This window comes from Romboutsia sp. D33t1_170424_H2, from assembly GCF_015669105.1.
Lineage (GTDB): Bacteria > Bacillota > Clostridia > Peptostreptococcales > Peptostreptococcaceae > Romboutsia_C > Romboutsia_C hominis.
Genome location: NZ_JADOZQ010000002.1, coordinates 174,150 through 186,795, shown reverse-complemented (window position 1 = coordinate 186,795; position 12,646 = coordinate 174,150). Strand labels below are relative to the sequence as shown.

Sequence of the window (12,646 nt, the reverse complement as noted above, 5' to 3'; positions counted from 1 at the left end):
TATATTAATCTTTATCAGACTCTTCCTTTGGCATTTTGTTCATTTCATATAATTTTAATAATACTTCATCATAAAATATACGACCTTCATTTATTAAATTTTGACCTTCTTCCCTGCTAGTTAGATGCATATCTGGTTGATGTTTTGCACAGTTACTACATAAATTTGTTTCTGGTAGTATATCTAATCTATCAGCATCAATATTATTTTTGCATATATCACATATTCCATAAGTTCCATCCTCTATTTTATTTAAAGCATTTTCTACATTAAATAATCTACCTTTTTCATGAATTGTTAAACTATTTTGCATATCTTGCATATATACTTCTGTCCCTATATCTGCTAAATGATTATCATAACTAGATAATTCTCCAGATGTATACTTTTCACTTGTGTGTTCACTTGTATCTCCAAATACTGTATTATCTTGCATTTCATTTATTAAGCTTGATAACTTTTCTTTTTCTTTTAGTAGTTCTTCTTTGTACTTTTGGGTATTCATATATTACCTCCTTCTATATTCATCTACTATATCCATTAACCTTGCTATATACTCCCCTATTACAGGTAAATCCACTGATTTACTTAATAGGTAAAAAACAAATGCAGCAAGTATTGATAGACCTATGGCTTGACCAAATCCTTTTCCTAAACCTGCTATAAAATTTATTGTGAACAATCTTCTCTTACTATCTGTTAGCATCATATATTCTCTTATTCTACTTCTTTCTATTATAAGAGTTAACCTTTCTAGGTATCTCCTTATAGTCCCTAGATCTTCTGTAGTTTTTTCACATATATTAAGTTCATTCATAGCTTTATCAAGGTCTTTCATATTTATAGGATTTTGTTTATCAAGGTCATTATCTTCTTTGTACTTAATGTGCATCACATCCTTTATGAATGACTTTCATATAGACTTATTATGTGATTTTTTTGATTAAAAATACGAAAAGGATTATGCATAAATTTATATATTTAAATTCACACATAATCCTTTAATTTAAATTATTATCTAGGTAAGAATTTTCTTTCTATTAATCCTACTTTTTTGTATACTTTTCTTAATGTTTTTCTAGCATGTCTTTCAGCTTTATCAGCACCTATTGCATAAACATTCTCTAAATAATCTTTGTTATTTAATAAATCAAGATATCTTTCTCTTATAGGTCTTAAAGATTCAACTATAACTTCAGCTACATCACCTTTAAAATCACCATAACCTTTACCTTCATACATACTTACTAGTTCTTCTATTGATTTATTGTCTAATTTTGAATATATTTCAAGTAAATTTTTTATTCCTGGTTGTTCATCAGTATATTTTATAATACCTACTGAATCTGTAACACTTCTTTTTATCTTTCTTCTTATTGTATCTGCATCATCAGCTAATAGTATAAATGCATTCTCATTCTCATCAGACTTACTCATTTTTTTAGTTGGTTCTTGTAAACTCATTACTCTACCAACTTCTTTTGGTATATATGGATCAGGCACTTTAAATGTTGGTGAATATCTATTGTTAAATCTAGTTGCTAAATCTCTAGCTAATTCTAGGTGTTGCTTTTGATCTTCTCCAACTGGAACTAAATCTGTTTGATATAAAAGTATATCTGCTGCCATTAATACTGGATAAGTAAATAATCCTGCATTTAAATTAGCTTCACTTTTTTGTGACTTATCTTTAAATTGAGTCATTCTACTTAACTCTCCCATATAAGTCATCGTATTTAATATCCACATAAGTTCAGTATGTGCACTTACATGAGATTGTATGAATATCGTATTTTTCTCTGGATCTAATCCACAAGCTAAGTACTGTGCAAGTAATTCCATAGTATTAGCTCTTAAATTTTTAGCCTCTTGTGGAACTGTTATAGCATGTAAATCAACTACACTATAAAAACAATCATACTCATCTTGAAGTTTTGTCCAGTTTTGTATAGCTCCTAGATAATTTCCTAAAGTCATTTTCCCAGATGGCTGAGCACCACTAAATATTATTTTCTTTTCGCTCATTAATAACACCCCTCATTATATTGATCTTAACATATTAAGTACTATATCTTTAGAGTTATGAGCTGCATCCTTAACAAATTCGTCATATACAACATCTGCACTTCCGTCAGCTCTATCAGACATTGCTCTTATTATTACAAATGGAACTTTATTTAGCTCACAAACATGAGCTATAGCTGCCCCTTCCATTTCTCCACAGAATGCTTCAAACTCTTCAACTAATTCTTCTTTTAATTCTCTAGAGCTTATGAATCTATCTCCTGTTACTACTCTTCCTTTAACTACTTTATGAGTTTTAGTTTCTTCTTTTGATGATTCAAACGCCGCATTTACAAGTCTCTCATCTGCAACAAATGTTGAATTTTCCATTCTTGGTATTACACCTTTTTTGTCTCCAAATACTGTTGTATCAAAATCATATTGTATAGCATCAGTTGATATAACTATATCATATACATCTAAATCTGCATTTAATGCTCCTGCAACACCTGTATTTACTATTGCATCTACACCAAATTCACTTATTAATATTTGTGCACATAAAGCAGCATTTACTTTACCTATTCCACATCTTACTACTACTACATCTTTATTTTCTAAGTTTCCTTTGTAGAATACTAAGCTGGCTTTTTCAACTTTTTCTTTTACATCCATTAATTCTACTAATATATCTACTTCTTCATCCATTGCACCTATTATACCTATTCTGTTCATTACATTTCCTCCTAAGTTGTTTTTCTATAAATTTGCAATAAAAAATCCGTCCTAAATAAATAGGACGGATATATTTTCCGCGGTACCACCTAAATTATATACACCTAGTGCATATCACTTATACCTGCTATAACGTGCAGTCACGATATCGGCTAGTTTACTAGTGTATTTCACCTTACTCCTCAAAGGTCCATTCATCAAATACTTTATGCTAAGCTCTCAGCATCCTTAACTCTCTGTTATAAAGATATTTTGATTACTAATCCTTATCAATGGATTTAAATATTTATATATAAACTATGATATTCATTAAAACTTATTTTGTCAACTGTATAATATATTAATATTATTATCTAGTATATATATTTATTCTATTCAATTTATTATAATAAGTTTGAATTATCTCTATACTGTCAAGTCATTTTCATCTTTAATTTTTATAGTTTTTTAATACATCTGACATAACAAAGCACCTAAGCAATTCTATTACACAAATTATAATCTGAGGAATTAATTCACCCTTACCAGCAAAGTACATCACCTGAATACTGTGATTATTTTAACCTGATAAATATACGCTCACCTTGTCATAAAAAAATCTACCTAAATAAGGTAGATTTCTCTATAAATATAAATCATACTTAACTATGTTTATAACATTATAAGCTCCACTCACCATCTTTTATAAAAATTTTAACTGTATTAAAATTTTTGTCCATTACAATCAAACTTCCATCTTTTATATCTTCAGTTATGAGTATAAGCCCCTCTTGTCTGCAATAATTTCTGGCAAGTTCTAATGCATCAGATTCCATATCTAATTCTAATAATCTTCCCATGTTCATTACTCCTATTTATATAATTTATAATTATACCCATTTTTACCTTTTTCTAAACTCCTTAATATAGTTTTAATTAATAAGTTATGAACAGATTTTAAATTAATATAATACATTCTTAAACAAAAAGTTAGCTTTACCTAAGCGACTTGTCGGCAAAACACTTCATGTATCTTTCCTTGAATGTAAAAAAAGAAGGTTTTTACCTTCTTCTTAAACTAACTCCATTTTATTTGTTAAATGATTATGGTAATGAGAATGCTTACCTGTAAATCCATCTTCGTGAACATGGTCATGGCCTACTCCGTTTACATGTTCATGACTATGCATAAATGATACTTGTAGTTTATTATTTATAGGATTTATACCTACATATGCATTGACACCAAATACTTCTTTTAACATTTGTGATGTTATAACTTCTTCCACTTTCCCATATTTTGTTATCTGTCCATCTTTCATGACGATTAAATAATCACAATACATAGATGCCATATTCATATCGTGTATTGCAGATAATGTAGTTATATTAAGGCTTTTCACCAAGTCCATAAGCTGTATTTGATACCCTATGTCCAAATGGTTTGTAGGCTCATCTAATATTAAAAAATCAGTATTTTGAACTAATGCTCTCGCAATTAAAGTCCTTTGTTTTTCTCCACCTGATAAATTAGAAAAACTTCGTTCACTATAGTTATCTAATCCAACTTTTTTTAACATATCTTCAACCATTTTTAAATCTTCTTTCGAATAATCTTCAAATATAGATTTGTATGGATAGCGACCCATTTTCACTATTTGCTCAACTGTAAAATCAAACTGTGAACTACTTTCTTGAGCAAGAACTGCAATCTCTTTTGCACACTCTTTATCTTTCATAGTATATAAATCTTTGTTATCTAATAATATCTCTCCACTAGATGGCTTATAAAGCCTATATATATTTTTAAGTAATGTAGATTTTCCAGAACCATTTGGGCCTATTACCCCTACAAAGGAACCTTTAGGAACATTAAAAGATACATCTTTTAATATTTCTTTTTTATCTATACTAAACCTTAAATTTTTAACCTGTATCTTCATGATTATTCTTTTCCTCCAAATGAATAGTTTTTCTTAGATATTAAATACAAGAAGAACGGTCCTCCGACTAACGAAGTTATTATACCTATTGGTATTTCTATTGGTGGGAAAAGCCCCCTCGCGGCAATATCTGATGCTATTAAAAATATTGAACCTACTAATGCAGAAAGTACTATTAACTTTTTATGATCACTGCCAGCTATTGTTCTACATACATGAGGAACAACAAGTCCTATAAACCCAATAGCTCCTGTTATCGCAACTAAGGTAGATGTTAAAAACGTTGCTAATATAAGTATTATTGATTTTACAAGTTTTACATTTATACCAAGTATTATAGCGCTATCATCTCCAAGTAATAATATATCCAAAGACTTAGACATTAAAAAAGCTACTATCATTACTATTACTAGTGCTACAAATGGAATTAATAAAACATCCCATTTAGCTCCTCCTAAACTTCCAACAGTCCAGAAAAGTGCATTTTTAGCTTGGTTTGAGTTATCTGCTGAATATATAAGTAAATTAGTAAGCGCTGAAAATATTGTAGATATTGCCATACCAGTAAGTACTAATCTTGTTGTTGATGTTGTTTTTCCCATCTGCGTGCCTATTGCAAACACTAACACTCCTGAAATAATAGAACCTACAAATGCACCAGATGTTATACTATTTATTCCAATAGATGACACCCCTCCTAAAACAATAACAGCAACAGCTCCACATGATGCACCAGATGATATTCCTAATATATACGGTTCTGCTATAGGGTTTTTAGTTACACATTGCATTAATACTCCACATATTGCAAGACCAGCTCCACATATTGCTCCTAATAAAACTCGTGGAAATCTAATTTCCCATATTATATTATGGGTCATGACTTCTCCAACTCCACTAAATAACATTCCATTTGATAATTTGTTTAATAAAATTTTATATACCTCTCCAGGTTCTATATATGTACTTCCTATAGCTATTGCTCCGACTATTGTACCTGCTAATAATATTATTAAAGCTATAGTCCAAAATAAGAAACCTCTCTTTTTTGAAAGGTTTCTTGAGTTTTCTATACTAACTTGCATTATTTGTTTCCTTCAAAGAAATATCCATACATTTCTTCTATAAGCTTAGGATTTCTAACACCTGGAGATAAATCAGCTAATCCTACTACATATATTCTATCATTCTTTATTGCAGGTACATCTTTAAGTGCTGGATGATTCTTTAAGAAATCTATTTTTTCCTTAACTGGTTGACCAGCTAAGAAATCAGTTACTAATATAACTTCTGGGTTTTTAGCCACTATACTTTCCCAAGAAACATTTATGTATGGTTTATCTGCATCTTTTCCAAATATGTTATTTCCACCAGCTAATTCTATTAAGTTATTTGCAAGACCACTTCCTACTACCATAGCATCCTTTTCACCAGAATCATATACCATCATTTTTACTTTATCTTCTTCTTTTATATCTCCAACTTTATCAGTTACAGCTTTTATATCACTTTTCATTTTATTTACTACTTCATTTGCTTTATTTTCTACTCCAAATATTTTTCCTAATAATTCAAAGTCTTCATATACAGTTTCTACTGTTGCATCTGGATTATATGATTTTGCCATAAATGGAGTTATATCTTTTTTTATTAACTCATCTGGTGATCCTGTTGTTTGTTCATTTATAGATGAATCCCATCCACTAACAAAGTCTGCACCTGTTGCTATAAACCCTTCTTTAGATATAGAGTGTCCTTCTCCAACTTTAAGTTCTGGTATTTTATTATAAGCTTCTTCAAACTCTGGAAGTATTGGATTATCTAAAAGTGCTGTTCCTACCATTTTATCTCCTAAGTCTAATGCAAGTAACATCTCTGTCATAAATTGAGATAATGTAACTGCCTTTTGCCTTGGTTTTTCTACTTTGACATTATAATCTTTCGCTCCATCTGAGTATGTAAATTCTACTGGTGTGAAATTGCTTTCTGCTACTTGTGTTTCTGGCGTTTGACTAGTTTCTTTTTTATCTGACGAACATCCTACTACACTTAAACTTATTCCTGCTACCATTAATACTGCTAAAAATCTTTTTAAACTTTTGCTTTTTATCATTTTTATTTTCCCCCTAAGTATATTTTTTATATAAACACTATTGTTTAATTTAACATAAATTTACTAATTACATTACAAAAAGCCATGAGTTTTTACAAAGATATATCAAATAAATCTTTGTAATTTAAACCTTCATGGCTTTATTTTTATCAGTTATTTAATTTTTTATATCTAATGTTTTGTATCCTTATAATAGAATAGGTACTTCTGTACCTCTTTTAACTTATCTTACAGTTTAATTATATATTCTATTTTTTTTAACGTAAACACAATATTATTTTTCAGAAAATTTAGTTTTATACATCTTTTTATTATTATTTAGTTTTTTTTATATATTTTTACATTGTTTTTATCTTTTATATTCGATTAAAATATTTATTTTAATTCAATTTTTAATTTATATATTTAGTATTTTATAATTTTTTATAATTAATCAACCTAAAAACTTTAAGTAAATATAAGAAAGAGGTAAATTTAAGTATAACCTAATTTTACCCCTTTCTATAAAATATTATAATTTTAAACCCTTTATATAAATATTGCTGTTCCTGGTCCTATAGGTGCTCCTGCTAAAGCCCATATTATAGCAAATATAGTCCATCCTATTAAGAATGCTATAGCTATTGGCATCATTGTACTTATTAGGTTACCTACACCAAATTCTTTCTTATATTTTTGACCAAATACTACTATAACCCCTAAATAGCTCATTAATGGAGATATTACATTTGTTGAAGAGTCACCTATACGGTATATTAACTGAACACCTGCTGGAGTGAATCCAGCAACCATTAACATTGGAACAAATATTGGAGCAAGAAGTCCCCACTTAGATGAAGCTCCTCCCATGAATAAGTTAACAAATGCAGTTAAGAATATAAATGCAACCATTAACACGATATTCATAAACATACTTCCTTCTGGTATTTTAGAAACTAAATTAGCTCCTAATGATGCAACATACACTCCTAAGTGAGAGTCATTAAAGTAATTAATAAATTGAGCAACGAAGAATAATATAACTATTATTGGAGCCATATCTGCCATCGCTCTAACCATTGCTGGCACTATATCCGCTGCTTTTTTAAACTTACCTGACTTAAATCCGTATACTAATCCACTTACAGCGAATATAACGAACATTATCATTATAACCATATCACCTTTAAAGAATATAGAGTTTAAGAATCCATCTGCTGCAACTAAAGCTGCATTCCCTTCTGCATCTTTACCCCATAACTCTACTGTAGTTGATAAGTCACCTACTAAAGGTATAGTGTTATTTTTATCTATTGGTAAAGCTGTTAATATTATTAACGCAAATAATAATAACATTATTTTATTTGTAAATTTATAAGCACTTTTTTCTGCTTGAGTTATTTCATGTTCTGGCTCAACTTCAGCCTCTGCTTTATTATATTTACCTAATCTTGGCTCAATATACTTATCTACAACTATAGTTCCTATTAATATTATTAAGAATGTAGATGCCATCATGAAGAACCAGTTACTTGTAACTGATAAAGTTCCTGCTAATTGAGTACCTGCCATAGCATCACCAGTCTCAGCTGCTGCTTGAGTAAATGGTAATAATAATGCATCTGTTGAACTAACAAATAAGTTTGCACTAAATCCTCCAGAAACCCCTGCAAATCCTGCTGCAAGACCTGCTATAGGATTTCTTCCTAATGTATAATACATTAATGCAGCAAGTGGTATTAATACAACATACCCTGCATCTGATGCCATATTAGACATAACCCCTAAGAATATTACAACTGGAGTAACTAATTTCATAGGCGTAGCTTGAACTATACTTTTCATTGCCATTGTTAAGTATCCACTTTGTTCCATAAGTCCTATTGCTAACATTATTATAAGTATAGTACCTATTGCATACATGTTCATAAAATTAGCTATTGCAGTTCCTATAACATAAGAAAGACCATTTGAATATCTTTCTGCTACTTCTGTTCCTGTTGCCCCTACTTTTAACACCTCTATTGGTTTTTGCCCTAATAAATTGTTTATTGGGAAATCACCTAAAGGAGTTTTAGCTACTACCCCTAAACTTCCTAGTATTGCTGATAAAACTAAAACAAATGCTGCTATGTATATAAACATTAGCACTGGGTGTGGTAATTTGTTACCAAGCTTCTCTATTTTGTCCATGAAGCCTTGTTTTTGTTTCTTTTGCGATTTTACACTTACATCCATACTTTCCCTCCCTATTTTATATTCCATGATTACTTAACTTATTCTAACACATCACGACAACGATTTCATAATTTTTCTGAAACTTCTAATTTATTAATCTATTCTCTTATTTTCATTTTATTTTAAAATTTTTTTAATGATTTATACTTTAACTTTTAAAGCAGCTTTTAGTGTTTTTTTCTAACTTAATTTCATTTTTAATGTTTTTTTGTATATCTTTTAAATTTTTCTTACCTAGTATATATTTTTATATCTACATTATTAAACCATTTTCAATATAATTTTATATCTTAAATTTAATAATATTTTTAATCTAACTAACTTCTAAAAAACTTTTAATTAAATTTTACAAAAAAAGTACCTCAAGATGAAATACTTCATCTTGAGGTACTTTTTAAATTATTTCTTTATAACTTTTATTCCAGTCATATGATCATTTAAATTATGACTTTCTAAAGTTTCGTCTTCTACTCTATTTATTTCTACAGCTAATGTTTCTGATTTTATATATTCATCATAATTTTCTACAGCTTTAGCTATTTCATCATCTGAATTAAATTCTATAACTATGTTATCTAAAACATCAAAGTTATTAGATTTTCTTATTTGTTGTATCTTAGATATAAATTCTCTTGCATATCCTTCTTCTATTAACTGTGTTGTTAATGTTGTATCTAATATAACGAATAAGTTGTTTTCCATAGTTACATTAAATCCTTCTTTAGCTGATATGTTTATTAAAACATGTTCTTTGTTAAACTCAAAGTTTTCTCCATTTATATCAACAGCAAAACTTTCACCATTTTCTAACATAGGAACAACTTCATTTGGATTTAATTTATTCAATGCACCAGCAAAGAACTTCATGTTAGCACCAAGTATTGGTCCTAAAACTTTAAAGTTTGGTTTTAAGCTAAAGTTCATATATTCAGATAAATCTTTTGCAAATACAACTTCTTTAACGTTAAGTTCTTCTTTTATTAAGTCTACAACGTCACTTATAGTAGCTTCAAACTTACCATCTACTAATACTTTTTGTATTGGTTGACGTACCTTTATTCTTGTAGCTTCTCTTGATGCTCTACCTAATGTAACTAGGTTTTTAACTAAGTCCATCTTCTCTTCTAATTCATTGTTTATTAAATCTAAATTAGCTTTTGGATACGTACTTAAATGTACTGAAACTTCATTAGTTAAGTTTCTGTATATTTCTTCTGATATATATGGAGTAAATGGAGCTATAAGCTTACAAAGCTCTGTTAATATTTCATAAGTTGTGTTGTAAACTGATTTTTTATCTTCAGTTAATTCAGTCGCCCAGAATCTTCTTCTTGAACGTCTTATATACCAGTTAGATAAATCTTCGTTTATAAACTCTTGGATAGTTCTAACTGTTTTATTTAATTCAAATATATCTAAGTTTTCTTCTACTTCTTTCTTTAAATTGTTGAATTTAGATAATATCCATCTATCTAATTCTGGTCTATCTTTGTATTCTACAAAGAAGTCAGTTGGATTTATATTATCAGTATTTGCATATAAAGCAAAGAAGTTATATACATTTTTCATAGTTCCTAAGAACTTGCTTTGAACTTCTTTTAATCCATCAACATCAAATCTTGTTGGAGTCCATGGTGGAGATACGTATAATAAGTACCATCTTAAGGCATCTGCTCCATATTGATCAAATAATTCAAATGGATTTACTGTATTTCCTCTAGACTTACTCATCTTCTTACCTTCTTTATCTAAAACAAGGTCATTAACTAAAACTCTCTTGTATGGAGCTTTACCCATAACAAATGTTGATATAGCAAGTAATGAATAGAACCATCCTCTAGTTTGGTCTATACCTTCACAGATGAAATCTGCTGGGAATAATTCTTCAAAGTTTTCCTTGTTTTCAAATGGGTAATGATGTTGAGCAAATGGCATCGAACCACTGTCAAACCAACAGTCTATAACATCTGTTACTCTTGTCATAGGCTTACCACAGCACTCACATTTTAGATGTATATTATCAACATATGGTCTGTGAAGTTCTACTGTTTTAGGATCTACTTCTTCTATAGCTTTTTGAGCTAATTCTTCTCTTGAACCTACAGAATCTCTATGTCCGCATTCACACTTCCATATATTAAGTGGAGTACCCCAATATCTACTTCTTGATATAGCCCAGTCATTTAAGTTTTCTAACCAGTTTCCAAATCTACCTTCACCAACGAAGTTTGGATACCATTCAACTGTCTTATTGTTAGCTATTAATTGGTCTTTTAATTTTGTCATTTCTATATACCAGCTTGGCTTAGCGTAGTATAAAAGTGGAGTTTGACATCTCCAGCAGTGAGGATAATTATGAGCTACTTTTTCTTTGCTAAATAATTTATTTTCACCGTGTAACCATTTTATTATTTCAACATCTACTCCATCTTCCATAACGAATTTTCCTTCCCATGGAGTAGTTGTAAATTTACCTGCTTCAGATACTGGTTGAAGTACTGGTAAATCATACTTTCTACCTAAGTTATAGTCATCTTCACCAAATGCTGGTGCAGTATGTACTATACCTGTACCATCTTCAGTTGTAACGTAGTCTCCGCAAGTTAAGAAGAATGCTTTTTTATCAGCTTCAACAAAAGGCATTAATTGTTCATACTCTATATACTCTAAATCTTTACCTTTCATTTCTTCTAATACTTCGTAGTCTTCTCCTAAAACCTTGTTAGCTAAAGCTTTAGCCACATAATAAACTTCATCATTTTGCTTAACTTTTATATAATCTATTTCAGGACCTACTGTTAATGCAACGTTTGATGGTAATGTCCAAGGTGTAGTTGTCCATGCTAAGAAGTATTCATCAGCATCTTTTCTTTTAAACTTAGCTATTACTGTATTATTTTTTATTTCTTTATATCCTTGTGCAACCTCATGAGATGCAAGACCAGTTCCACATCTTGGACAGTATGGAAGTATCTTATGCCCTTCATATACATATCCTTCTTTGTTAAACTTGTTTAATATCCACCATACAGATTCTATATAGTTGTTATCTAAAGTTATATATGGATTGTCTAAGTCTATTTCATATGCCATTCTCTCAGTCATATCTCTCCACTGTTTTTCATAAGTGAAAACAGACTCTCTACACTTTTGATTAAACTTATCTATTCCGTAAGCTTCTATTTCTTGCTTATCAGATAAACCTAATTCCTTTTCTACTTGTATTTCAACAGGTAGACCATGTGTATCCCAACCAGCTTTTCTTTTTACTTGTTTTCCATTCATAGTTTGGTATCTACAAACAGAGTCTTTTAATGTTCTGGCTATAACATGGTGTATTCCTGGGTTTCCATTCGCTGTTGGAGGACCTTCATAGAATACGAAACTTGGATCATTTTTCCCTTTTTCTAAAGTTTTCTCAAGTATGTTTATATCATTCCAATACTTAGAAACTTCTGCTTCTGCTTGCTTTACAGAAGAGTCAACTAATGACTTAAACTTTGACATAGTATCACCCTTTCATATTAATTGTTATCTAAATTTTGTTAGAATATTTAAACCTAACTAATTTACATTTTAATTTTTTGTATTAAAAAACTCGTCCCCCTAAAACAAGGGACGAGTATTAATCGCGTTACCACCCTAATTCTATACA

General features: G+C 29.6%; 10 protein-coding genes and 2 other annotated features (1 of these 12 running past the window's edge). All 10 genes read right to left on the bottom strand.

Translation table 11 applies throughout. The features are described 5' to 3' along the window. Window positions 1-4 precede the first annotated feature (4 nt). Complete coding sequence (locus I4U66_RS03825) at window positions 5-505, bottom strand: TraR/DksA family transcriptional regulator (RefSeq protein ID WP_195928508.1); 501 nt, start codon at window positions 503-505, stop codon at window positions 5-7. 3 nt (window positions 506-508) lie between these two features. After that, entirely contained in the window at window positions 509-892 is a 384-nt protein-coding gene (locus tag I4U66_RS03820; RefSeq protein WP_092924277.1) for a DUF5665 domain-containing protein, read from the bottom strand. A 122-nt stretch (window positions 893-1,014) separates the two neighbouring features. Next, window positions 1,015-2,025 carry a tryptophan--tRNA ligase gene (trpS, locus tag I4U66_RS03815; RefSeq protein WP_195928507.1) on the bottom strand — a complete coding sequence of 337 codons (1,011 nt, stop codon included), beginning with the start codon at window positions 2,023-2,025 and terminating at the stop codon, window positions 1,015-1,017. A gap of 15 nt (window positions 2,026-2,040) precedes the next feature. Beyond that, on the bottom strand, window positions 2,041-2,739 hold the full coding sequence (locus I4U66_RS03810; protein WP_092924271.1) for a 5'-methylthioadenosine/adenosylhomocysteine nucleosidase: 699 nt from the start codon (window positions 2,737-2,739) through the stop codon (window positions 2,041-2,043). 57 nt (window positions 2,740-2,796) lie between these two features. Further along, window positions 2,797-3,021 (bottom strand) — a binding site (T-box leader). Window positions 3,022-3,398: 377 nt separating this feature from the next. Continuing rightward, complete coding sequence (locus I4U66_RS03805; protein WP_092924268.1) at window positions 3,399-3,578, bottom strand: hypothetical protein; 180 nt, start codon at window positions 3,576-3,578, stop codon at window positions 3,399-3,401. 213 nt (window positions 3,579-3,791) lie between these two features. Then, a complete protein-coding gene (locus I4U66_RS03800) occupies window positions 3,792-4,661 on the bottom strand; it encodes an ABC transporter ATP-binding protein (protein WP_207741705.1) in 870 nt (289 codons plus the stop codon). 2 nt (window positions 4,662-4,663) lie between these two features. After that, window positions 4,664-5,746, bottom strand: coding sequence for a FecCD family ABC transporter permease (locus I4U66_RS03795; RefSeq protein ID WP_092924262.1), 1,083 nt, complete (start codon window positions 5,744-5,746; stop codon window positions 4,664-4,666). Continuing rightward, window positions 5,746-6,774 (bottom strand): ABC transporter substrate-binding protein, encoded by a 1,029-nt coding sequence (locus I4U66_RS03790; RefSeq protein ID WP_195581372.1) that lies wholly within the window; start codon window positions 6,772-6,774, stop codon window positions 5,746-5,748. The genes I4U66_RS03795 and I4U66_RS03790 overlap by 1 nt, the downstream gene beginning before the upstream one ends. Before the next feature lie 528 nt (window positions 6,775-7,302). Further along, window positions 7,303-8,991, bottom strand: coding sequence for an AbgT family transporter (locus I4U66_RS03785; RefSeq protein WP_195581373.1), 1,689 nt, complete (start codon window positions 8,989-8,991; stop codon window positions 7,303-7,305). A 399-nt stretch (window positions 8,992-9,390) separates the two neighbouring features. Beyond that, window positions 9,391-12,498 carry an isoleucine--tRNA ligase gene (gene ileS, locus I4U66_RS03780; RefSeq protein WP_092924253.1) on the bottom strand — a complete coding sequence of 1,036 codons (3,108 nt, stop codon included), beginning with the start codon at window positions 12,496-12,498 and terminating at the stop codon, window positions 9,391-9,393. Between the two features lie 104 nt (window positions 12,499-12,602). Continuing rightward, window positions 12,603-12,646: a binding site (T-box leader), on the bottom strand; it runs 190 nt beyond the window's last position.